Source organism: Enterobacter sp. 22499 (assembly GCF_052044815.1).
In the GTDB taxonomy this organism is placed as follows: domain Bacteria; phylum Pseudomonadota; class Gammaproteobacteria; order Enterobacterales; family Enterobacteriaceae; genus Enterobacter; species Enterobacter bugandensis.
This window is the reverse complement of record NZ_JBQENR010000003.1, coordinates 135,283-154,658: the sequence shown is the minus strand read 5'-3', so window position 1 is coordinate 154,658 and position 19,376 is coordinate 135,283. Positions and strand designations below refer to the sequence as shown.

The 19,376-nt window shown below is 51.8% G+C and carries 29 protein-coding genes and 1 pseudogene; 16 read left to right on the top strand and 14 right to left on the bottom strand.

Annotated elements, in window-relative coordinates:
- Positions 1-122: 122 nt before the first annotated feature.
- The 5 genes from ACTJI7_RS11905 to ACTJI7_RS11885 are packed head-to-tail and all read right to left on the bottom strand — an operon-like array spanning position 123 to position 2,172.
- Positions 123-803: a bacteriophage antitermination protein Q gene (locus ACTJI7_RS11905; RefSeq protein WP_440670368.1), complete on the bottom strand. Its 681-nt coding sequence runs from the start codon at positions 801-803 to the stop codon at positions 123-125.
- Entirely contained in the window at positions 800-916 is a 117-nt protein-coding gene (locus ACTJI7_RS11900) for a hypothetical protein (RefSeq protein WP_094881377.1), read from the bottom strand. Before ACTJI7_RS11900 ends, ACTJI7_RS11905 begins: the two co-directional genes overlap by 4 nt.
- On the bottom strand, positions 913-1,554 hold the full coding sequence (locus ACTJI7_RS11895) for a recombination protein NinG (protein ID WP_440670370.1): 642 nt from the start codon (positions 1,552-1,554) through the stop codon (positions 913-915). The genes ACTJI7_RS11900 and ACTJI7_RS11895 overlap by 4 nt, the downstream gene beginning before the upstream one ends.
- Entirely contained in the window at positions 1,547-1,717 is a 171-nt protein-coding gene (locus tag ACTJI7_RS11890; protein ID WP_440670372.1) for a NinE family protein, read from the bottom strand. The genes ACTJI7_RS11895 and ACTJI7_RS11890 overlap by 8 nt, the downstream gene beginning before the upstream one ends.
- Positions 1,717-2,172, bottom strand: coding sequence for a YbcN family protein (locus tag ACTJI7_RS11885; RefSeq protein ID WP_440670374.1), 456 nt, complete (start codon positions 2,170-2,172; stop codon positions 1,717-1,719). The genes ACTJI7_RS11890 and ACTJI7_RS11885 overlap by 1 nt, the downstream gene beginning before the upstream one ends.
- Before the next feature lie 302 nt (positions 2,173-2,474).
- Between ACTJI7_RS11885 and ACTJI7_RS11880 the strand changes: the two genes are divergently transcribed.
- Together ACTJI7_RS11880 and ACTJI7_RS11875 are read left to right on the top strand one after the other, a co-directional pair.
- Entirely contained in the window at positions 2,475-3,374 is a 900-nt protein-coding gene (locus ACTJI7_RS11880; RefSeq protein WP_313846991.1) for a hypothetical protein, read from the top strand.
- A gap of 1 nt (position 3,375) precedes the next feature.
- On the top strand, positions 3,376-3,816 hold the full coding sequence (locus ACTJI7_RS11875; protein ID WP_219998965.1) for a hypothetical protein: 441 nt from the start codon (positions 3,376-3,378) through the stop codon (positions 3,814-3,816).
- A 111-nt stretch (positions 3,817-3,927) separates the two neighbouring features.
- Here the strand turns inward: ACTJI7_RS11875 and ACTJI7_RS11870 are convergent, their stop codons facing one another.
- The 4 genes from ACTJI7_RS11870 to ACTJI7_RS11855 all read right to left on the bottom strand — a co-directional run bounded on the left by ACTJI7_RS11870 (position 3,928) and on the right by ACTJI7_RS11855 (position 6,386).
- Positions 3,928-4,602: a replication protein P gene (locus ACTJI7_RS11870; protein ID WP_440670377.1), complete on the bottom strand. Its 675-nt coding sequence runs from the start codon at positions 4,600-4,602 to the stop codon at positions 3,928-3,930.
- Entirely contained in the window at positions 4,599-5,498 is a 900-nt protein-coding gene (locus ACTJI7_RS11865) for a replication protein (RefSeq protein WP_440670379.1), read from the bottom strand. The genes ACTJI7_RS11870 and ACTJI7_RS11865 overlap by 4 nt, the downstream gene beginning before the upstream one ends.
- An 85-nt stretch (positions 5,499-5,583) precedes the next feature.
- The gene (locus tag ACTJI7_RS11860) at positions 5,584-6,129 is read right to left on the bottom strand and encodes a toxin YdaT family protein (protein ID WP_028013592.1); all 546 of its coding nucleotides are present in this window, start codon (positions 6,127-6,129) and stop codon (positions 5,584-5,586) included.
- Between the two features lie 29 nt (positions 6,130-6,158).
- Positions 6,159-6,386, bottom strand: coding sequence for a helix-turn-helix domain-containing protein (locus ACTJI7_RS11855; RefSeq protein WP_040117293.1), 228 nt, complete (start codon positions 6,384-6,386; stop codon positions 6,159-6,161).
- 111 nt (positions 6,387-6,497) lie between these two features.
- On the opposite strand from ACTJI7_RS11855, the gene ACTJI7_RS11850 reads away from it, so the two are divergent.
- Entirely contained in the window at positions 6,498-7,202 is a 705-nt protein-coding gene (locus tag ACTJI7_RS11850) for an XRE family transcriptional regulator (protein WP_032645000.1), read from the top strand.
- A gap of 37 nt (positions 7,203-7,239) precedes the next feature.
- Positions 7,240-7,725 (top strand): lipoprotein, encoded by a 486-nt coding sequence (locus ACTJI7_RS11845; protein WP_072032024.1) that lies wholly within the window; start codon positions 7,240-7,242, stop codon positions 7,723-7,725.
- 408 nt (positions 7,726-8,133) lie between these two features.
- Here the strand turns inward: ACTJI7_RS11845 and ACTJI7_RS11840 are convergent, their stop codons facing one another.
- Complete coding sequence (locus ACTJI7_RS11840) at positions 8,134-8,676, bottom strand: super-infection exclusion protein B (RefSeq protein WP_440670382.1); 543 nt, start codon at positions 8,674-8,676, stop codon at positions 8,134-8,136.
- Positions 8,677-8,838: 162 nt separating this feature from the next.
- On the opposite strand from ACTJI7_RS11840, the gene ACTJI7_RS11835 reads away from it, so the two are divergent.
- The 10 genes and pseudogenes from ACTJI7_RS11835 to ACTJI7_RS11790 all read left to right on the top strand — a co-directional run bounded on the left by ACTJI7_RS11835 (position 8,839) and on the right by ACTJI7_RS11790 (position 15,203).
- Entirely contained in the window at positions 8,839-9,123 is a 285-nt protein-coding gene (locus ACTJI7_RS11835) for a hypothetical protein (protein WP_440670384.1), read from the top strand.
- Between the two features lie 262 nt (positions 9,124-9,385).
- On the top strand, positions 9,386-9,583 hold the full coding sequence (locus ACTJI7_RS11830; protein ID WP_192985132.1) for a DUF1482 family protein: 198 nt from the start codon (positions 9,386-9,388) through the stop codon (positions 9,581-9,583).
- 71 nt (positions 9,584-9,654) lie between these two features.
- Positions 9,655-9,939, top strand: coding sequence for a host nuclease inhibitor GamL (gene gamL, locus ACTJI7_RS11825; RefSeq protein ID WP_094948501.1), 285 nt, complete (start codon positions 9,655-9,657; stop codon positions 9,937-9,939).
- 18 nt (positions 9,940-9,957) lie between these two features.
- Positions 9,958-10,803 carry a phage recombination protein Bet gene (gene bet / locus ACTJI7_RS11820; RefSeq protein ID WP_440670387.1) on the top strand — a complete coding sequence of 282 codons (846 nt, stop codon included), beginning with the start codon at positions 9,958-9,960 and terminating at the stop codon, positions 10,801-10,803.
- Positions 10,800-11,480 carry a lambda exonuclease family protein gene (locus ACTJI7_RS11815; protein WP_440670389.1) on the top strand — a complete coding sequence of 227 codons (681 nt, stop codon included), beginning with the start codon at positions 10,800-10,802 and terminating at the stop codon, positions 11,478-11,480. The genes bet and ACTJI7_RS11815 overlap by 4 nt, the downstream gene beginning before the upstream one ends.
- Entirely contained in the window at positions 11,477-11,905 is a 429-nt protein-coding gene (locus ACTJI7_RS11810; RefSeq protein WP_440670391.1) for a regulator, read from the top strand. Before ACTJI7_RS11815 ends, ACTJI7_RS11810 begins: the two co-directional genes overlap by 4 nt.
- Positions 11,902-12,069 carry a hypothetical protein gene (locus ACTJI7_RS11805; protein WP_190320708.1) on the top strand — a complete coding sequence of 56 codons (168 nt, stop codon included), beginning with the start codon at positions 11,902-11,904 and terminating at the stop codon, positions 12,067-12,069. The genes ACTJI7_RS11810 and ACTJI7_RS11805 overlap by 4 nt, the downstream gene beginning before the upstream one ends.
- Positions 12,066-12,686, top strand: a pseudogene (locus tag ACTJI7_RS11800) (MT-A70 family methyltransferase); the annotation flags it as partial. The gene ACTJI7_RS11805 and the pseudogene ACTJI7_RS11800, both read left to right, overlap by 4 nt.
- 227 nt (positions 12,687-12,913) lie before the next feature.
- On the top strand, positions 12,914-14,893 hold the full coding sequence (locus tag ACTJI7_RS11795) for a DNA cytosine methyltransferase (RefSeq protein ID WP_440670393.1): 1,980 nt from the start codon (positions 12,914-12,916) through the stop codon (positions 14,891-14,893).
- A 91-nt stretch (positions 14,894-14,984) separates the two neighbouring features.
- Positions 14,985-15,203: a TraR/DksA family transcriptional regulator gene (locus ACTJI7_RS11790; protein WP_440670395.1), complete on the top strand. Its 219-nt coding sequence runs from the start codon at positions 14,985-14,987 to the stop codon at positions 15,201-15,203.
- Positions 15,204-15,232: 29 nt separating this feature from the next.
- Here ACTJI7_RS11790 and ACTJI7_RS11785 read toward each other — a convergent pair whose 3' ends face one another.
- Positions 15,233-15,889: a DUF4145 domain-containing protein gene (locus ACTJI7_RS11785; RefSeq protein ID WP_440670397.1), complete on the bottom strand. Its 657-nt coding sequence runs from the start codon at positions 15,887-15,889 to the stop codon at positions 15,233-15,235.
- A 181-nt stretch (positions 15,890-16,070) separates the two neighbouring features.
- On the opposite strand from ACTJI7_RS11785, the gene ACTJI7_RS11780 reads away from it, so the two are divergent.
- Positions 16,071-16,343, top strand: a complete 273-nt coding sequence (locus ACTJI7_RS11780) for an excisionase (RefSeq protein ID WP_440670399.1) — start codon at positions 16,071-16,073, stop codon at positions 16,341-16,343.
- Positions 16,312-17,397 (top strand): tyrosine-type recombinase/integrase, encoded by a 1,086-nt coding sequence (locus ACTJI7_RS11775; RefSeq protein ID WP_440670401.1) that lies wholly within the window; start codon positions 16,312-16,314, stop codon positions 17,395-17,397. Before ACTJI7_RS11780 ends, ACTJI7_RS11775 begins: the two co-directional genes overlap by 32 nt.
- Positions 17,398-17,717: 320 nt before the next feature.
- On the opposite strand, the gene ACTJI7_RS11770 is transcribed toward ACTJI7_RS11775, so the two are convergent.
- The 3 genes from ACTJI7_RS11770 to yobA are packed head-to-tail and all read right to left on the bottom strand — an operon-like array spanning position 17,718 to position 19,315.
- Positions 17,718-18,056: a YebY family protein gene (locus ACTJI7_RS11770; RefSeq protein WP_192978703.1), complete on the bottom strand. Its 339-nt coding sequence runs from the start codon at positions 18,054-18,056 to the stop codon at positions 17,718-17,720.
- A 16-nt stretch (positions 18,057-18,072) separates the two neighbouring features.
- Positions 18,073-18,942, bottom strand: a complete 870-nt coding sequence (copD, locus tag ACTJI7_RS11765; RefSeq protein ID WP_048998651.1) for a copper homeostasis membrane protein CopD — start codon at positions 18,940-18,942, stop codon at positions 18,073-18,075.
- A 1-nt stretch (position 18,943) separates the two neighbouring features.
- Positions 18,944-19,315 carry a CopC domain-containing protein YobA gene (yobA, locus tag ACTJI7_RS11760; RefSeq protein WP_136486890.1) on the bottom strand — a complete coding sequence of 124 codons (372 nt, stop codon included), beginning with the start codon at positions 19,313-19,315 and terminating at the stop codon, positions 18,944-18,946.
- Between the last annotated feature and the right edge of the window lie 61 nt (positions 19,316-19,376).

The window sequence follows — 19,376 nt, the reverse complement described above, 5'->3', positions numbered from 1 at the left end:
CAAAGCCCCGGCGGGATGCCAGGGCTCATTTTACAAACTGTATAGTGACTATCATCTTAATACCGCCGATATAATTTAGGCAGCATATCAAAGTAGACTCAAATATGGCTTATTTAATTGACTTATGCAATACCCTGCTGCGAAAAAGTCGCTTTTTGTTGTGATCGTGTTCTCACAGTGCAGAGAAGAGAATCGCCATCAAGCCGCTTAAAGATGTTGCACATGGCCCGCCAGTAATCGGCGTAGTTATGGCACCAGTTATCAGGCTTAACGCCACACAGGGCCGCCAGGTCCTGGTGCTGATACACATCCTTACCCGCCAACTCTGCTTTCACGTCCTGCGCCGCCAGCCAGATAAGCTTCTTTAGGCGCTCCATTGTCTTGCCTGCAACCTTCTTCGTGCCGAGTTGCTCCCGAAACTCTGCCCACGCCCACTGGGTGATCGCCACCTGATACTCGAAGCGGATATTCTCGCTGTAGTTCCACAGCAGCCACGCTTTCTGATGGTCTTCCAGAGACAGCACAGCGCGGCGCCATGATGCGGTAGCGAACTCAGCCGGCCCCACCAGCGCAATAGACGAACCCTTGGCGCGGGACTGGTTGCCGCTCATCGCCGGTCCGTCCGGGTTAACTTTACGGCCGGTGACCGGATCAGTGATTTTCTTCCGGCCCCGGCTGCGCGCCGTCGCGGTGAATTGTGCGTTCTCGGCGAAAGCTACCAGCTGCCCTTTCGTCGCCCCGCTCAGATCTGCGGTCGCCACAATGAGCTGCTGACGTACGTATTCCAGTTGCTGACTGTTCATGCGGCTTCCTTATGTGGCTGGTTGGTTTTGGTCTGGCTGTGCTTTGCTACTGGCGGCAGGTTGGCGCGCTTAACGCTTTCTGCCTGGTACCGCAGGAAGTCGGCGTGGTTCATGCGCCCTCCTGCTGTTTCAGTGCTTTGAGCTTGGCGCGGTACTCATCGCGGATCCGAATGAAGTCTTCACGGCGGTAGTTGGTCATTTCGTGGGGGCCGTTGAGCCAGTCGACGTATTCCTGCCCGTAACGAGCGACCAGGCCCGCTTCGTATTGTTGCGCGACGGTCGCCTCTTTAGCGGTATATTTGCCCGCTCCGGCATTACATGATTTGCACTGCTTATGGGCGTTGCGCTCTTCAAAGCGCAGTTCAGGATTTGCGCCGACCGTTTTGAAGTGGCCGCAGTCCCACTGGCCGCCGTGCAGATCAGGCGGGCTGGTCTCGCCGCAGCTGATGCATGGTAAATCGGCATCGCGCGCACGGATGAAGGCATTGAATGCATGCTGAGCCTGGGCTTTGTAGTAGCCGGCAGGCCGTAGCTCTGCCAGCCTTTCCTTGCGGCGTTTGCGCCCGGCCTTCTCTGCCTCTTTCTGCTCCTTGATGCGCTTAGCTACGGCTTTCACCTTCTCCTTTTCGCGTTCTTCCATAGCGAGGATTGCGCCGTGCTCCGGGCTGCACCAGCGGATCCTGATGTCGTGGAATTTCGGCTCGAAGTATTCACCGCAGACTTTGCACTTACGGCGGGACGGTTTACGCATGATTCCTCCGTGCCGCGAGACGCAGCCATTTCTGATCCACCAGGCGGGCGGTGTAGTCCTTGAATGTCGGGATGTCGGACGGCTTAACCGTTGGTTTACGATTACGGCGCGCCGGAACGCGGAAGATTTCATTGGTGATGACGCGGGACAGTGGAGTAGACATCATGCCTCCTGCTTATTGCGCAACTGCTGGTACTCGCAACTTTGGGGAATGGTCAGGTGACAGCCGATATTCATCGCCCAGGCTTCGACTTTGCACAGGAAGATGTACATCTCACCAGTTTCCAGCTCTGACGTATGGCGGAGGGATTGTAAGGTAGTGACTTCGCCGGACACGACGTCTACCCGGTCTTTGCTTTCGTAGCCGAGATAGGTGTGCTTCATCGCGTCTTTGACCCACTCGGGTGTAGCGAAGGTCTTTCCGCGGGCGATGAGGTACTCGCTGATTTCCGTGTACCACATGTGGCTGAGCGCGTTCTGCGACAGACTGCGCTTCTCGCGCCACGGCTTAACCTGCAGGCGGAAGCATTGCCCGGCATCCAGCAATGGCTGAATCTGCTGGCCGATGGCCGCGAAGTTGCCTCGATGGAGTTTGATGCCGTCTACTGGCAGAGTCATACGGCCTCCTTAACGGAAACCGCAGAATGCACAAAATCGCAGGTGCATTTCTGCATCTGTGACAAGGTGAGGAGTTCAGATTGTGGTCGCATTTAAGTCCCCTTAAATGCGCAGAAGTCACCGGAGTTGTTCAGGCTCCGATGACATGATTATGGCGGGTTGAATTAAGAAGGTCAAATGACTAATATACATGATACAACCTTTTTAGTATAATCATTGAAAATGACACTAAATTGTTGAAACAATATAATAAGTAAGAAATTTCAACATGGTAGCTTTTTAAGTTAATTTGGGCTTTTTAAATGATAATATCTTTTTGGAATACTGGGATTATTCATAGCAACGACAGAACAAGTCAAGAATTACAAGTCTTGCAAGTTATATATAGTATTTTTACTGATGAAAACACAGACATTTTATTTCTCTGTGAAATTGATGACGACTTCATAACTCAAATATCACAATCCCATGAGATTTTCGACAGTGTGAATTTAATCCCCGCAACAGAAAAATTCTCACGAAATCTTTGTTTTGGCATATGTGCTCTGTATAAAAAACATATTTCCTTAGATCTAATTAAATATAATATATTTAATGATTTAGATGATGGACGCCAAAATACAGGCACCAACATTAAAGTTGGGGTGGAGTTTAGCGTCTCCTCAAGTGAGAATAATCCAGATCTTTCAATAATAGTTTCCCATTGGTCCTCCAAAAAAACACCAGGGTATGAATTTAAACACAAAGACGCAGCAGAAGAACTCAGAAGAGAATGCACTCAATTATTAGAATATGGAAAGCAAGTTATTTTAATTGGGGATTACAACAAAACCCCAGAGGAAATTATAAGAGATACAAATTTAAAATCATATAATAACAAATTTTATGTTTTGAGAGATAGTAAACGATTATATAACCTTTCATTCAGCTTTAACGGGCAACATTCTTTACTTAACAACAATATGTCTGGGATTGTTAATCAAAATGGTTTCGGTACATTTGTTTCTAGATCAAGTAGAGCAAGCGAAAACGGCTGTGCTGTTCTTGATCATGCACACGTATCATCGGCATTTTTGAATGAAGGACCATGGCTATTGAAGGAAGGTAGTACTAAAATCATTTATAATGATTTGCTAAAACAATTTATTTATGGCAAAGATACATTAATTGACCATTTACCTATCAGCTTAGAGGTGTACTAAAATGTCTGATAATCCATTTACAAAAATTGTAAACGACACACTAATGACCACTAGCAAAATTGATAAAGCGATTGCCGACCTCGAAATATATCTTGAGCAAGCAAGTGAGGCTTTGAATACATCTATCATAGGCCCGAATCATATAAAACTAACAACAAACGTGCCCGACAACACTCTCCCTGCTATTTCTTCATTAATGATTAGTTTTATGTCAACCAATCAAAAAGGTAAAAAATACATTTACCTAACAAATGACATAAAATCAGAAATGATAGCTGGATGGGCAGTAAGTGAAGACGGTGATTCTATGTCTTTAATTATTAACAAACTTAAATCCAGCTACCCTGTATCTGAGGAAGGCTATATAAAATCCATCGGCGAACTATTAACCACGACATCTATTATGGATAAAGCAATTGAGCTGCGCAAAGAAGTAATTTAAACTTTCCGACGGAGTGAATAAGATTCACTCCACTTTAAATTATAAAAACCACATGTAACACCCCCATTTTTTAATATTACTATCAATATTCCCCTAATGTATTTTTTAATTCTATTTTTTGCGGTTGTACTTCGCCAGAAGCAACTGGATCGGTGTCGTGCCGTGATCGGCAGTCGGTGCGGCAAGCGCCCGGCGCACTGGCGGCACTGGCTTACCCTCGGTGACGCGCTTCTCCCACATATCCAGCAGGTCACCTGCTTCACGCGCCAGCTCACCATGCGTTAACTGGCGCTCAGTGCTGCGGTGGCGCAGTTCAACGCAGATGTGGTACATGACCGGCTGCGACCATGGGAACTGCTCGCTGGATGTGAACTCGAACGAACGGTTTCGCCAGTCCCAGTATTCGGCGACCACCTGGTCAACGGTGATGCCAAGCGCCCCGCCGCTCTGCTTGCACCAGGCGACGAACTGGCCCGGCGATGGCAGAAATGGTCGGTCCTGGCTACGCGCCACACGCATGCCGGCCTCAACCTGGTCCATGGAGTAAATACCATTCTCCTGGAACGCCATGAGCCACTGACGTCGGAATTCGTTCACGTCAGCCTGGGTGCGAAAGTTCGCCATGCTTGCAGGGAATGCAACGCGAAGCTCGTTGAACAGGTTGTTAAATATCAGCGCTAGTTGTTCAAGTCGTGGTCGCTCTTCGCACTGCTCAGGCAGGTTGTGGGCTATGCGGCTCATCTGCTCGCGGTCGTGATTACGCATCTGTTCTGCAAGAGATTTCATGGCATCACTCCATAGATCCAGTCAGTGTTGTTGAAGTCCAGATCCGTCTTGACGGCTGGTTTGACAGCGAACTTAGGCTTAAAAAGTCCCTGGTAACCGTTCGCAATACTGGTGTTGATCACGTCGACCGGATTGTGTCCGTCTTCCAGGCACTCTTTCAGCAGCTTGAATGCCTTCGTGACGGTCAGCTCAGTTTTGATCGGCTTGCCAGACTGTTTGCGGTAAGCGACCCATTCCTGCCAGGCGGTTTTGTTTAGCCAGTCAGGAACGTCAACATCGAGCGGATCAAACTTGTCCTTCCCCCTTGGGGGATTAGAGGGGGTATTAGGTTTTATATTTGTCTTTGGAAGAATGTCTTTGGTGTTCCCTATTTTCAGGGATACCTCTCCCTGTTTTTGGGGATGGTTATCCCCGTTTTCAGGGATGGTTTTAGAGGTGATTTTGCTATCCCCGATTTCAGGGATGGTAATAACTTGCGTTACAACTTCAGCGACCGGGAAACTGACCGGGCACTTTGCACATTTTGGCTTTGTGTAAGCCCAGCTATCCAGAAGCGTGTTGATCCCGATGTAACGTGTCTGCCCGATTCTGCGCATCCTGATGATGTTGCGATAAGCCAAGCTGAGCACAGCTTCAGAAACGTGCTTAACGGCCAGTCTGGTTTTATCTGCAATGAGGCTGTTGGTGATCCGGTCCTCTTTCTTGGACCAGCCATACGTCAGGCGAACAATAGCATTCAGCACGCGGAACTCACGCCCCGAAAGCTCTACGAAACACAGGGCATCCTGAATCTGGTTAGCAAGGCGAAGATAGCCATTTTCCAGATCGGCCATGCGATTCTCCTGCTGCGCCGGTTGCTGCGCAGGGAATTTGATTACTTTGGCGGTGTTTGACATACTTACTCCTGCAAAGAGTCCAAACGATTTGCACCAGAAAGTCGGTTCTGTTCGCGCAGACCGGCTTTCGCCATTTCTGTAGTTCTCACATAACCCCCAACATCGACGTGACCATCGTCATCAGCGGCCCCACCTGCTCCGGCATGAGGCGGAACAGCGACGCTATACCCTCGCTTACCTCTTTCAGCTTCTGATGCTCTGGAGCGTTCAGCAGGACAGCCTGTTTAGCCTCGGCACACTCTTTCATCGCGGATGCGATCAGCGACATCTTGTCGTTCTGTGGCGCCAGGCGATTTCGATACTCCAGCGGCAGGACGGACATGATTGCCGGTGCCAGCTGGCGAATGTTGTTTGCCGCATATTCGGTGTCGCCGTCGATCCAGCGGAAAACCTTCTGCATCTGGCGGTGAGAGTCAGTCGGGATATCCAGCCCGGTGCCGCCGGTAGCCCGCCACTCTTCCACAATCAGCGCCGCGACAAATTCACGGCTGCGGCAGTCAGCTGCCCAGGCGCGAACAGCTGCGCGGATCCCATCGATGTTTAACGCCTTGGAATCAGGTTCCCGGCGATTCTGGTAAATCATCGCCGTTGGCGAAAATTTGTTACCTTGTTGATACGCAAGTGAATGCATTGCTTTCCCTTTCGTGGTTAGGGCCGCCTTTAAGCGGCTGTGTTATTCGCCCCAAGCAGCTGGGCGAGATCTGGACGGATATCTGCTGGTTTGAGCTTGCCGTTAGTTGCATTGACAATCTTCATTACGTAGCGGGCATCGATGCCGCCACCGTGCAACCAGCGCCATACCGTCGGCTGCGCCACACCGCAAAGGTCGGCTAATTTCTTCTGGCTACCAGCGATATCAATGGCGCGCTGGATGGTTTTGTTCGTCATATTCCAATTCCTATGAGTATTGGTGTGAATTGATAATAGCAATGCGTATTGATTTAGGCAATAGCTAAACGTGTTTTGACCATCAATACGCAAGCGTATAAATTTAAACTCATGAAAAAAGAAACTCTTGCAGAACGCCTGAATCAGGCGATGGAACTATCAGGCATGTCTCAGGGCGCCCTGGCTAAGGCGTCTGGCGTTGCTCAGCCCACCATCTGGCGGCTGACCAGTGGCAATGCCCGCGGCTCAACTAAAATCGTTGAGATTGCCAACGCGCTTGGCGTTCGCTCTGAGTGGCTTTCAACCGGAGTTGGCCCGATGCGTGACGATGGTCAAATGCCCGCAATTTCTCAGCCAAAAACCGAGCCGGGACCTACTGACACTTTCCGCATTGTAGCGCTAGACTTTTACGTAAGCGCTGGGCCAGGAGCCATCAACAGCGAGTTTGTAGAGGTGCTACGATCCGTGGAATATTCAGTCGAAGATGCCCGCCGGATGTTCAACGGCAGGAAGGCGGAGCAGATCAGAATCATCAATGTTCGCGGTGACAGCATGTCCGGGACCATCGAGCCAGGCGACTTACTATTCGTCGACATCAGCGTCCAGCACTTTGATGGCGATGGGATTTACGCCTTCATCTACGACGACACCTCGCACGTTAAACGCCTCCAAAAGATGAAAGATAAGCTTCTGGTCATTTCAGATAACCAGACTTACCGTCCATGGGATCCGATTGAAAAAGAAGAAATGAACAGGATACTGGTGTTCGGTAAAGTGATTGGCAGCATGCCTCAAACATACAGAAAACACGGTTAAAATTTTTGCCTAACGGCTTTTCACAGCAAGGTTTATCATGAAAAAGTTGGTTATTGCAGCGACAGCAGCTGCGCTTCTCTCTGGGTGCATGTCCATTCCTAAACCAGTAAACCTCCCGCAGTTCCCACAGGCCGAGTATGACAAGTTGAAGCTTGATGGTTCAGAGAAACTGACTGGTCAGGCATTCCTCAAGACAATGGGCGGAGACGTAAAAGTAGCGGCCGGCAGCCAGGTGATCCTGATGCCAAAAACCTCTTATACCGATTTCCAGTTCACCACCTGCATGGGGCTGACCCGCTGCGACAAAGAAGATATGCGCGCTGCGAAGTATGAGAAAGTCACCATTGCTGATGCCCAGGGTAAGTTTGAGTTCGATAACATTGCCCCTGGCGAATATTACGTTCAAACCACCGTTACCTGGATGCGTCCATCCACTTACGGGTTGGTGACTGAAGGCGGCGCGCTGATGTCCCCTGCGTCAGTAAAAGCAGGACAGAACAATACAGTTATGGTTACCCGCTAAATTTCTCAGTTCAGAAGAACCCAGCCTTATCGCTGGGTTTTTTATTGCCTGCAGCTAGCCCTCCCATCACAGCAATCCCCATCCCACTTAAAACACGATCCGAATCTCATTCACTCGAAAAAATATCAAAATAAATTCCTTTAGCTATCAATGCATTAATAGCAATTGCTATTATTTAATATCAATACGTATTGCTATAAACAATACTCATCGCTATTATCAACTCATCGAAACGAAACATCGACAGCTGAGCGAAGTTAGCCAGCGGCGAAGTGGAGATTCGGTCAGTCGAACGGCGCGACAGTAAACCATGCGTCGGGAGCGCGGCGGGTTCAGGATGAACGGCAATGCTGCTCACAAGCGAATTACAGATCGCTTTTACGAGAGCGATGCGTAATTCAAAGCAACTTACAGTGCGTTAGATTTTTGAAAGCACTCTCTAGCCGCTTCAATGTAGATATCATTAATTCTATAAGTCATCTGTAACCTGCCATCAGTTCGGCGATGATTATGAGCGCATATAATCACTCCCTTTTGAGAAAGGCTTGTTACATAAACATCGCTGGGGAAAAACCAAAGTGTATTTTCTTTTAATTCAAAGTATTTGAATAATCTTTCTTTTTCTCCTTCGTCTAATTGTTCTATGACTCTTGATATTAATCTTGCTTTCTCATCTGCTTCCTGAGTTAGCTTTAAATTATTCACAGCAGAGCACCTGCGAGATTCAAACCACTTTATGACTCGGTGTAGTCCGTCAACAATGATAAATGCTAAAGCGAATAGGCAAAGTTGACCAGAAAAAGGAATATTAGATTTTTCATAAATCGCTGCTGCAAAGCTTGGGGGTATCAATAGAATAAGAAGCGCCCAACCAATAAGCACATACATAACCTTAACCACTGGCTCACTGCCAAAGATCTTGGCAATCCAAACTGAAATCCATTCGGGCATTTTGTGACTCGCAAACTGTAGGGGTTTCAAAATGCTATCACAGAATCTCGCTGTAGGGGTATGGCGGGCACACGCGCCGGGCGTGGCTAAACATCCCGGCAGTCATTCAAGTTTAGGCTGCCAAGTAGGCGGCCTTTTTTGCAGGTAACGGCAGAGGGTTTAATGGCAGACGACGATTATACGATGGGTGAGTTTTGGCGAGATATGAAGCCAGAGCTTAAGGAGCGGCGCAGGATTGCGCGGAACTCAGCACATGAAGGGATGAAGGCATTCTTTCAGCGCAATGGAGTTGAGTTCGAAGAGGGAGAAAACACCCTCATATTTCGCACACCGAAAGGCACTGTTGCTTATTACCCACCAAGCAAGCGGATGCAGCATAAAACCACCTGGCGAACATGCACCCCAACAGCCTGTATGAATTACGTCAACAAACTCAGGGCCGCCTAACCAGCGGCTTTTTCATACCTCAGTCGCTTCACCGAGGCGGCTTAGTTATGACAACCGGCGGCCATCCACCGCCCAATAGCGCAGAAGTCTTGTATTAACCGTTCCGTTCGCCGCGATAAGGCCAAGAGGAAATCATGGTAAACCAGCAGAAGATCAGAGAGGCCCAACGGCTCGCGTCGTTCGCGGTACTCCATCGCAATGCTCCGGCGTGGGAAGAAGCAAAGCGTCTTTACGCCGTCGCCATCGGGAGGACTCTTCACTGATGGAAACTTTATTCGCGCTCGTCCTGACCGTGGCAATGACCAACGGTGATTATCAGGATGTCATTCTCGGCGTTTACGACAGCCAGCAGGAATGCAGCCAAGCAGCTACAGAGCAGAAAGTGTCAGCTGAGTGCTGGCCGGTAGAAAGCATCCTCCGCAACGGCGAGTTCCCGGCGAAAGACATCGCGCATCACTAACCCCCTATTCAACCGATCGGCCTGGCTCAATGCGGGCGGGATCTGCACATCCAAATTTCAGGAGTTCAGCCATGAACGCATACCTAACTTACGACCGCATCGAAGATCGGCGCTGGGTTGAGCAGCAGCTCACCGACGAAAAGGAGAAGTGGATCGACGACAGGGCGCAGCAAATCATCGACATGATGCCAAAAGAGCCGTCCGGCCTCTTCCACTTCACGGTCCCGATCGACACCAGCCCATACGAAGGACTTCGCAGCGATAAAGCTGGCGAGGCCTACAACGATTTCATTTCGGCAGTTGCTTACGCCCAGGCGGAATACGACTGGGAACACCGTACCGGCTGCCCGTTTTAATTTTTGAGGGGATTAACGATGGCAAACGAATTAACAATCACAGCGAGCGCGCTGCAGGAAAAAGGCATCGACGTCGCTACCTGGAGCGCGCTGAAGAACAGTATCTACCCTGGCGCCAAAGACGAATCGGTAATGATGGCGCTCGATTACTGCCGTGCCCGCCAGTTGGATCCACTACTGAAGCCTGTCCACCTCGTGCCGATGAGCGTCAAAGACTCGAGAACAGGTAAAAGTGAATGGCGCGACGTCGTCATGCCGGGCATCGGGCTTTACCGCATTCAGGCAGACCGTTCTGGCGATTATGCCGGTGCCCGCGAACCAGAGTTCGGTCCCGACGTAACTCAGACGCTTACTGGTGTCGAGGTGACCTTCCCTCAGTGGTGCAAATACACCGTCTACAAGCGCATGCCCAGTGGAGAGATCGTCGAGTTCAGCGCCAAAGAATACTGGATTGAAAACTACGCCACCGGCGGCCGCGACACCACGGCGCCGAACGCGATGTGGAAAAAGCGCCCATACGGCCAGTTGGCGAAATGCGCGGAAGCTCAGGCATTGCGTAAGGCATGGCCTGAGATTGGACAGCAGCCTACCGCCGAAGAAATGGAAGGCAAATCACTGGACGTTGATATCCGTGAAGTCACGCCGCGCAGCACCACAGAATCGCTTCCACCAGCCGCAAGTGAAGAAACGCTTCAGGCGATCACTGATCTCTTAACGACCCTGGATAAAGACTGGGAGAAAGACTTCCTTCCACTGTGCAGCGACATCTTCAAACGGCAAATTCTTGAGGCGTCAGAACTCACTGAAGAAGAGGCACAGAAAGGGTTTGGCTTCCTTCAGAAAAGGGCTAAGGCGGCGGCATGACACCAGAAATTATCCAATCCCGCTCCGGCATTGATGTAACCACTATTCAACAGGGCGATGAGGCGTGGCACCGGCTGCGCCTCGGCGTCATTACTGCCTCAGAAGTACACAACGTCATCGCCAAGCCAAGATCGGGAAAGAAGTGGACAGACATGAAGATGTCCTACTTCCACACCCTACTCGCCGAGGTATGCACCGGCGTAGCGCCAGAGGTTAACGCCAAGGCGCTGGCCTGGGGCAAGCAGTACGAGGAAGACGCCCGCACCCTCTTCGAGTTCACCACGGACGTGAAAGTCACGGAGTCTCCGATCCTGTTCCGTGACGAGAGCATGCGCACTGCGTGCTCCCCTGACGGCCTGTGCAGTAACGATTTCGGCCTCGAATTGAAATGCCCGTTCACCTCCCGCGACTTCATGAAATTCCGCCTTGGCGGTTTCGAAGCCATCAAGTCTGCGTACATGGCCCAGGTGCAGTACAGCATGTGGATTACCGGAAAAGACGCCTGGTTTTTTGCCAACTATGACCCCCGCATGAAACGCGAAGGCATTCATCATGTCGTCGTTGAGCGGGATCCGCAGTACATGTCCGACTTCAACGAAATGGTGCCCGAGTTCATCGAGAAGATGGACGAGGCGCTGGCGGAGATCGGATTCACGTTCGGGGAGCAGTGGAAATGAAACGCACACCATTTTACCGCAGACCCGGGCGAACCGGGCAATTCTCCGGCCTCCGTGAACGCGTTATCTGGATGATTCAGACGCGCGGCCGCCCGGTAACGGGCAGCGAAATCGCTGAGAAGTTTGGCGTAACCCTGATTGAGTTTAACCGGGTAGCCAACGGCATCACCCGCGGTACCGGACAGATAGCGCAGGTAGTTGAGTCGGAAAAGTGGATCAACGAGGACGGCATCTGCGACCGGACTTTCGACCTGGTAACGAAGCCAAAGGTCATTACGCCTCAGGGTAAATCGCGGCTGTTCACCCGGCGTGCCATTGAACAATCGCAGGAAGGCAGACGGCAGGAATGCATAGCACGTGCCGCACGCCGTCGCCGCCTGATTGCTCAGGGCCTCTACATCGACGAAATGGAGTCAGTGCTATGAAAGCGTGGTCACTCGAAGAGCTGGCGCTGCTGTGGCGACACTCAAACTCTGAAGTCGCAGAGATTACCGGCCGCAGCATTGAAGAGGTCGGAGATAAGCGGCTGCAAACCAACATTGAGCGTAATGGCTGGGATGTTAACGATCCGGAGCAGGAGGATGCATGACCGGAAAATACTCTCTTATCTATGCAGATCCGCCCTGGTCTTACGTCAACACCATCAGTAACGGTGCCGCTGCCGATCACTACTCAACCATGAAGCTAATCGACATCAAACGCCTGCCAGTATGGGAGCTTGCCGCCGAAAACGCGGTGCTGGCGATGTGGTACACCGGCACGCATAACCAGGAGGCTATCGAGCTGGCCGAGGCCTGGGGTTTTACCGTTCGCACGATGAAGGGCTTTACCTGGGTGAAGCTGAACCAGAACGCAGAACTGCGCATCAACAAGGCGCTGGCCGAGGGTGAGGTCACCGACTTTTACGACTTCCTCGATCTGCTAAACGCCGAGACGCGCATGAATGGTGGCAATCACACCAGGGCCAACACCGAAGACCTGTTGATTGCCACCCGCGGCACCGGGCTGGAGAGAAAGCATGCCGGGATTAAGCAGGTGATCTACAGCCCACTCGGTGCGCACAGCGAAAAGCCTTGGGAGGTGCGCCACCGACTGGAACTGCTTTACGGAGATGTGCCGCGCATTGAGCTGTTTAGCCGCAGCGCGGCGCCGGGCTGGGATCACTGGGGAAACGAATGCTCCTCCAGTGTAACCCTCACCCCAGGAATGGTTGGTCCATCAGAACCGACACCGGAGGGTTATGAAACAGATTGCGCAATTTGGCCGGCAGAGGTCGAGATGGTTTTCAGTGCCGTTGAACATGACGGCGCCATTACTGAAAAAAACAAGCGGAAGCTCAAATTTCACATCAACCGCATGTGGTTAGAGAAAACACCCATTCCTCAAATAGTCATGTCCGCGCGGTCGTTAATCGCAACAATGGAGAGAAGCTCGTGAAAGAAATCATCGTTGACAATTTTGCCGGTGGAGGCGGGGCAAGTACGGGTATTGAATTGGCGATTGGCCGCAGCGTGGACATTGCGATTAACCACGACCTGAATGCCGTTGCTATGCACACTACTAATCACCCGGACACTCTGCACTACTGCGAAAGTGTGTTTGATGTTGACCCGGCAACAGCGACCGCAGGTAAACCGGTTGGCCTAGCCTGGTTCAGCCCTGACTGCCGACACTTCTCAAAAGCGAAAGGCTCAAAACCGGTTGAGAAAGAGATTCGCGGGTTGGCATGGATCGTCATTCGTTGGGCTCTGTCTGTTCGTCCGCGGGTGATGATGCTGGAGAACGTGGAGGAGTTCAAAACCTGGGGACCGCTGCTAGTCGAGGAAATGCGCCCTGACCCGGCTCGCGCTGGCGAAACATTCGAAGCTTTCTGCGGAATGCTCTCCTGTGGCATCCCGGCATATCATCCTGCGCTGGCCGAGTGCTGCGAGTTCTTGGACATTCTGCCGGATAGCCAGCAAGCTCAGCAGTTGATTAATGGACTGGGCTACAACGTCGATTACCGTGAGATGCGTGCGTGTGACTACGGCGCGCCGACCATTCGTAAGCGATTCTTCATGGTCATGCGCTGCGATGGCGTGCCAGTTAGGTGGCCGGCGGCTACGCACGGAGACCCGAAGTCTCCAGCGGTACAGGCGGGAAGCCTGGCGCCGTGGCGCACAGCTGCGGAGTGTATCGACTGGTCAATTAGCGCCCCGTCAATCTTTGGTCGGAAGAAACAGTTAGCTGAGAACACCCTAAAGCGCATCGCCAGAGGCATCCAACGCTTCGTTCTGGATAATCCGACGCCGTTCATCGTGAAGTGCAACCACACCACCACGAAGGGCAAATATGACTGTTTCCGTGGCCAATCGCTGGAGGAACCGCTGCAGACCCTTACCAAAACCCATGGATATACGATAGCCGTGCCGCACTTGACCAAGTTCCGCACCGGTGCCACCGGGCAGCCAGTAACTGAACCCGTACCAACGGTCACTGCTGGCACATCCCGGCGCCCGGGCGGGAATGGACATGCTCTCGGCGTAGTTGAGGCTGCGCTGACCCCGTTCCTGGCTGGCAACGGCGGCAGTGAGTACCAGGCGAAGCCGCGCCCGCTGGATAAACCCGTTCATACAATCCTCAAGCAGTCCCGCGCGTGTGTTGTCGCGCCGGTCATCGCCCGCCAGTTTGGTGCCAGCGTCGGCCACAGGGCAGACGAGCCGAGCGCAACGATTACTGCTGGGGGCGGCGGAAAATCGCAGCTGGTGACGCCGACGCTGATCCAGATGGGATATGGCGAACGCCCAGGGCAGGCACCGCGGGTTCTGCAACTGGAAAAACCGCTGGGGACGATTACTGCCGGCGGCGGAAAGTTCGCAATGGTCGCGGCGAATATGGTGAAACACTTCGGCGGGAATTACACCGGAGCTGGCGTTGCTCTGAACGAGCCCATTCACACCGTGACCACCACCGATCACCACGCTCTTGTCACCTCCAGCATTATCAAAATGCGCGGTACCAATACCGGCCAGCCTACTGACACTCCACTGCAAACCGTGACCGCTGGCGGTCAGCATTTTGGTGAAGTTAATACCACGCTGGCAAATGAGGGATACGACGAGCACCGCGCGCAGCTTACGGCTGATTTCCTACAGGAATATTGTGGTGAGGACTGCACCGGGCTGGTTACTGTCGATGGCATCACTTACCGCATCGTAGATATCGGCATGCGCATGCTTCAGCCCCATGAGTTGTATCGGGCGCAGGGTTTCCCTGAGTGGTACATCATCGATAGGGACTACCGCGGCGTGAAGTATGCGAAGGATAAGCAGGTGGCCCGCTGCGGTAATGCGGTTCCGCCGCCGTTCGCTGAAGCTCTGGTAAGGGCAAATTTGCCAGAAATGTGCGTAACAAGCGGATCGGAGGCAGCATGAAATCGTTCATCACCAGGTCGCTATCGCGGCCTTTTTTATTGCTGGCGTTCACCTTCAACCGAATTAACCGACAGTTCCGGGAGCATTGACCATGGCCGATATCATCGATACAGCAGCAGAGATTGAAGAGCTTCAGCGTAACGCTGCCCTTTCCGCTCACCGGCTAAACCGCAACGCCGTATCAGCAGAGCGTTGTGAAGAATGCAACGAACCAATTCCCGAACCACGGCGCGCTGTAGTCCCCGGTTGCCAGACATGCGCGGAGTGCCAGAGCTTCATTGAGAAGAAGCTTAGGCACATTAAAAACTAATTCTCGGTCAGTAATATATAGCGACAATGCTACTGCTCTTGTTTTTTGGCAGAAACCATTGCGGGCAGAGAAAACGCATAAAGCAGGAAAACCTCAGCGAAGCCGATAAGCTCTTCAGCATCTTCTTTAGAAAACTCCTCATCAGAATGTACGGCCCCATTAGAATCAATTCTTACAATATGAGCCCAATCCTTCATCTGCTCAGTAATAAGCCCTTTCCCGTAAAGAATTGAGATTCTTTGAACCAGAGTCTCTTTATTAGCCTCCTCACCCAAGAGGTTTCTGGTGGCTATATCAATGGTTTTTCTACATAACATGACCGAAGTATCATACTTACCTCTCTGAAAGTTATCCTTTGACTCAATGAAAGAATCAGCAGCTCTAATTGGAGTTGCCTCGGGGGCAAGAAGCTCTGTTGGGCTAGGATAAACCTCTGTTAGTACGAAGTTATTAGTATCATGTGGAATTACAATATCTCTATGTGACTGCTGCTTGGATTGCTTAAATGGACCAAAATCCGCTAAATCTGACATCACAGCTGCGATACCTGATTGCCCGCAACTGCGGCAAAAGAATGCTACGTCATAGACATAAGTTTCATTGCGACGGTGTTCAGCAAAAGCCTCTAAAACAGCGTTTTCTTTCTTGCAATGCGGACATGATATATCAAAGGAAAGCAGTCCCATCTATTAGCTCCATTTGAGAGAGAAATTCAACTTATCACACCTATTTATAATCCATTAATACCATACCAAAACTAATTTTTTTCAACTATTGGATCAATTAATCATCAAAATTTAATTGATTTCGAATAATCAACACGTCTACGCGGCCTCGCATATAATGCCAGGTGGCTAAGGAGTTCTCATGGCTAAGCTTCTCAACTTGCAGGAATGGGCTGCTGAGGTCTACACGACTCCACCATCCCTTTCTACTCTGCGCCGATGGACCCGGGAGGGGCGTATTTATCCCGCGCCAGAACTGCACGGAAAGGAATATAAGGTTCAGCCTAACGCTATCTACGTGGATCCGCGTAAGAAGAATCTGCGCGCTAAACCGAAACACACCAAACTGCCGTCCGGCGGCACCTTACTGGAGAGACTGACTCATGGCGAAAAGGCCAGTACGTTACGACGCTAACCTGCCCCGTAACCTGACCTACCGTAAAAGAGACAGACTTTACAGCTGGCGCAATCCGGTGACCGGGCAGGAGATATCTCTTGGCCGAATTGATCGCAAGGACGCTGTTGCCCAGGCCATTGAGGCCAACAACTACATCGACCAGAATTACCTTCCCTCTTCTCTCCTGGATCGTATAAAAGACGTGCCCACTTTCACAGTGGACGCATGGCTGGAGCGTTACGAGGTAATTCTCGAGCGGCGCGAGCTGAAACCAAACACGATGAAGGTCAGGCGAAACCAGATCGCCACCATAAAGGAAGAGTTCGGGAAAATACCCCTCGCATCAGTCACGACTAAGGATATCGCCTCATTTCTTGAAGCATACATTCTCTGCGATAAAAAGAGCATGGCTTCCGGGCTGCGGTCTGTACTGATGGACATCTTCAGGGAAGCGATTGTGGAAGGTCATGTCGACAGGAACCCGGCCGAGCCGACGCGAACGCCGACGCCGAAAGTTAAGCGAGAGCGCCTGTTGCTCGAACAATTCACCATCATCCGCCAGGCCGCGTTAACTCATTCTGACTGGGCACCAAATGCATGCGATCTGGCACTGGTCACCGGCCAGCGGCGTGAGGATATTTCGCTGTTCAGATTCAGTGACGTTAAAGACGGGAGGCTTTTCGTTACTCAGGAGAAAACAGGTCACAAACTGGCGCTCCCCCTTGATTTGAGGCTGGACGTCGCCGGGCTTGTGTTGCAGGATGTCATTGAGCGATGCCGGGTAAATAACCCCTCCGACTTCATGCTTTACTCGCCGGTTCGCCGTGGCGGGAGAAGGCCGGGGCCGCTAACTCCTGACGGGCTCACCCAGGCCTTCGCAGAGATAAGGGATTCGACCGGGTTAAAATTCGGACCTAACCCACCGCCTTTCCATGAGATCAGAAGTCTGGCGAGCAGGCTCTATGAAAAGGAGCGTGGAGAGGAATTTGCTCAACGTTTGCTCGGCCACAAAAATTTAACAATGACCAAAAAATACCTGGACGCACGCGGTGCAGAGTATGTTATGGTTTAGACAGGATATGGAATATTCGAGTAATTTTCGGGGGATTTCGTGTTGAGACCGAAAAAACCCTTGAGAAACAAACAGATAAAAAGAGACCGAATACGATTCCTGTATTCGGTCCAGGGAAATGGCTCTTGGGAGAGAGCCGTGCGCTAAAAGTTGGCATTAATGCAGGCTAAGTCGCCTTGCCTTTTAAGAATAGATGACGACGCCAGGTTTTCCAGTCCACAGCAAAAGTGGCCTGAAAAAAAGCGTCAGAGCATCATTAAAAGTGAAAAACCGCAGTGCTTTGGCGAGCATCTGCGGTTTTTTTATTGGAAACCTGAACGTCAGCAGAGCTTGTCAGCGCGCTCGATAAACGGTGCCAGGCTCATCTTCTGCCCCGGGTTGGCCGGGTCATCAATCTGAATCACGCTGACTGGCTGACCGCTGCTCTTGCCGCTGGCGACCTGCTGCTCAGCGGTATCGTTGAGCGGGTACTGGACCAGCGTGCTCGGGTTGATCGCATACAGCGCATGGCCCGGACGGCAGGTCAGCATCACCTCTTCGCGATTAAAGGCCCATTTGTCTTTGCCCACTTCAAAGCGGCTTACGGTGATTACCTGCGGTGCCGCCAGAGCGCTTCCCGCGCAGGCCAGCAGTAAGAGAGTAAGTACTGTCTTTTTCATTTAATAGTTAACCTTGTCAGAAGGGTTCCCAGGTAGCAAACAGACTGACCGTTGCCAGAACCAGAGCGCCCAGCACCACCTCTGCCTGTGTCATCCGGATAAACATCTGTTGTGCGCGCCCGGAATCCGGACGGAACCGTGGCACCAGAAAATACCGATTTGCCAGCGCAATTGCCACCATCAACGCCACGAGAGCACATTTGAACAACAAAAACTGCACGTAGCCAGCCTGCCAGGGAATATGGATGCCCAGAATCAACAGCGCATTCACTACGCCGGTAAGCAGTACGCCTGCGACGGCATAATGCCCCACGCGCGAGAAACGCATCATGGTATAGATGGCCGCGTTCTGCCAGCGTCCTTTCGCCAGACGCATGCAAAACAGCAGCGGCAGCAATCCACCCACCCAGGTTGCGGCACACAGCAGGTGAACAGCATGATTGAGTCGCTGTATCGCCCCCATCGGGCCGTCGCTCATCGCCGCGTGCCCTACCCCTGCCAGCAGGATAAGCTGGCCCATGGCGAGCAGCAGCAGGCGCGAGCCTTTCAGCGGCGCGAGCCACGCGACGACAACGGTGATGGCAGCGAGGATAATTTGCCACAACCAGACGCCACCAAACCGCGTTCCCAGCACGCTGTACCAGATTTGCGGGTTAAACACATCGCCCCAGCCGTTGCCCATTAAGCCGCCCTGAAGCATAAACATCAGGATCGCAGCGGTCAGGCTGACGATGGATGCCACTCTCTGCTGGAGCTGGAAACGCCGGGCCATCAGGCGGTGCAGCCCGGAAGGCGCAAACCAGACGCTGTAAAGCGCGTTGCCAAAAACGAGCATTAGCGCCGCAAAATGGATAAAGCGCAATCCTACGTATAACAGTCCCAGCATGCTATTTCACGCTGAAGCGATAGCTGCCTTTGGTTTTATGGCCGTCGACGGAAACCACGTGCCAGTCCACCTGGTAAGCCCCCGGCGCCAGCGTCTGTTTCAGCGGAACGGTCAGCTGTGCTTTGTTCTTTTCGTCTCGCGTGGCGGTACCGGTTTTGATCACCTGCTTTTGCGCATCCGTCACCACGACGCCGCTAAATCCGGGCTCGACACCTTCGGAGAAATTCAGCGTCAGCACCTGCGGTGACGCCACCTGGCTGTCCGCTGCCGGGCTCTGCTGCTCAAGATGCGCATGCGCCAGCACGGAGGGTGAGATTACCGTTGAGGCCAAAAAAACCAGTGCGCATACCGCGCGGGAAGCGGATAAACCCATCACAATCATTCCTTTTTGTTATGTCTGTATGCTAAAGAATAACGCTGTATAATAAACGAGT

What these genes read in the sequence shown, in the direction of transcription:
- ACTJI7_RS11890 (WP_440670372.1), bottom strand. Translation starts at nt 1,717, where the DNA reads ATGTCTACTCCACTGTCCCGCGTCATCACCAATGAAATCTTCCGCGTT.
- ACTJI7_RS11895 (WP_440670370.1), bottom strand. Translation starts at nt 1,554, where the DNA reads ATGCGTAAACCGTCCCGCCGTAAGTGCAAAGTCTGCGGTGAATACTTC.
- ACTJI7_RS11860 (WP_028013592.1), bottom strand. Translation starts at nt 6,129, where the DNA reads ATGCATTCACTTGCGTATCAACAAGGTAACAAATTTTCGCCAACGGCG.
- bet (WP_440670387.1), top strand. Translation starts at nt 9,958, where the DNA reads ATGGCAAACGAATTAACAATCACAGCGAGCGCGCTGCAGGAAAAAGGC.
- ACTJI7_RS11845 (WP_072032024.1), top strand. Translation starts at nt 7,240, where the DNA reads ATGAAAAAGTTGGTTATTGCAGCGACAGCAGCTGCGCTTCTCTCTGGG.
- ACTJI7_RS11885 (WP_440670374.1), bottom strand. Translation starts at nt 2,172, where the DNA reads ATGACTCTGCCAGTAGACGGCATCAAACTCCATCGAGGCAACTTCGCG.
- ACTJI7_RS11770 (WP_192978703.1), bottom strand. Translation starts at nt 18,056, where the DNA reads ATGAAAAAGACAGTACTTACTCTCTTACTGCTGGCCTGCGCGGGAAGC.
- ACTJI7_RS11870 (WP_440670377.1), bottom strand. Translation starts at nt 4,602, where the DNA reads ATGAAATCTCTTGCAGAACAGATGCGTAATCACGACCGCGAGCAGATG.
- ACTJI7_RS11865 (WP_440670379.1), bottom strand. Translation starts at nt 5,498, where the DNA reads ATGTCAAACACCGCCAAAGTAATCAAATTCCCTGCGCAGCAACCGGCG.
- ACTJI7_RS11850 (WP_032645000.1), top strand. Translation starts at nt 6,498, where the DNA reads ATGAAAAAAGAAACTCTTGCAGAACGCCTGAATCAGGCGATGGAACTA.
- ACTJI7_RS11805 (WP_190320708.1), top strand. Translation starts at nt 11,902, where the DNA reads ATGAAAGCGTGGTCACTCGAAGAGCTGGCGCTGCTGTGGCGACACTCA.
- ACTJI7_RS11815 (WP_440670389.1), top strand. Translation starts at nt 10,800, where the DNA reads ATGACACCAGAAATTATCCAATCCCGCTCCGGCATTGATGTAACCACT.
- ACTJI7_RS11810 (WP_440670391.1), top strand. Translation starts at nt 11,477, where the DNA reads ATGAAACGCACACCATTTTACCGCAGACCCGGGCGAACCGGGCAATTC.
- ACTJI7_RS11835 (WP_440670384.1), top strand. Translation starts at nt 8,839, where the DNA reads ATGGCAGACGACGATTATACGATGGGTGAGTTTTGGCGAGATATGAAG.
- ACTJI7_RS11775 (WP_440670401.1), top strand. Translation starts at nt 16,312, where the DNA reads ATGGCGAAAAGGCCAGTACGTTACGACGCTAACCTGCCCCGTAACCTG.
- ACTJI7_RS11830 (WP_192985132.1), top strand. Translation starts at nt 9,386, where the DNA reads ATGGAAACTTTATTCGCGCTCGTCCTGACCGTGGCAATGACCAACGGT.
- ACTJI7_RS11785 (WP_440670397.1), bottom strand. Translation starts at nt 15,889, where the DNA reads ATGGGACTGCTTTCCTTTGATATATCATGTCCGCATTGCAAGAAAGAA.
- ACTJI7_RS11905 (WP_440670368.1), bottom strand. Translation starts at nt 803, where the DNA reads ATGAACAGTCAGCAACTGGAATACGTACGTCAGCAGCTCATTGTGGCG.
- gamL (WP_094948501.1), top strand. Translation starts at nt 9,655, where the DNA reads ATGAACGCATACCTAACTTACGACCGCATCGAAGATCGGCGCTGGGTT.
- ACTJI7_RS11875 (WP_219998965.1), top strand. Translation starts at nt 3,376, where the DNA reads ATGTCTGATAATCCATTTACAAAAATTGTAAACGACACACTAATGACC.
- ACTJI7_RS11900 (WP_094881377.1), bottom strand. Translation starts at nt 916, where the DNA reads ATGAACCACGCCGACTTCCTGCGGTACCAGGCAGAAAGCGTTAAGCGC.
- ACTJI7_RS11790 (WP_440670395.1), top strand. Translation starts at nt 14,985, where the DNA reads ATGGCCGATATCATCGATACAGCAGCAGAGATTGAAGAGCTTCAGCGT.
- ACTJI7_RS11780 (WP_440670399.1), top strand. Translation starts at nt 16,071, where the DNA reads ATGGCTAAGCTTCTCAACTTGCAGGAATGGGCTGCTGAGGTCTACACG.
- copD (WP_048998651.1), bottom strand. Translation starts at nt 18,942, where the DNA reads ATGCTGGGACTGTTATACGTAGGATTGCGCTTTATCCATTTTGCGGCG.
- ACTJI7_RS11880 (WP_313846991.1), top strand. Translation starts at nt 2,475, where the DNA reads ATGATAATATCTTTTTGGAATACTGGGATTATTCATAGCAACGACAGA.
- ACTJI7_RS11855 (WP_040117293.1), bottom strand. Translation starts at nt 6,386, where the DNA reads ATGACGAACAAAACCATCCAGCGCGCCATTGATATCGCTGGTAGCCAG.
- ACTJI7_RS11840 (WP_440670382.1), bottom strand. Translation starts at nt 8,676, where the DNA reads ATGCCCGAATGGATTTCAGTTTGGATTGCCAAGATCTTTGGCAGTGAG.
- yobA (WP_136486890.1), bottom strand. Translation starts at nt 19,315, where the DNA reads ATGGGTTTATCCGCTTCCCGCGCGGTATGCGCACTGGTTTTTTTGGCC.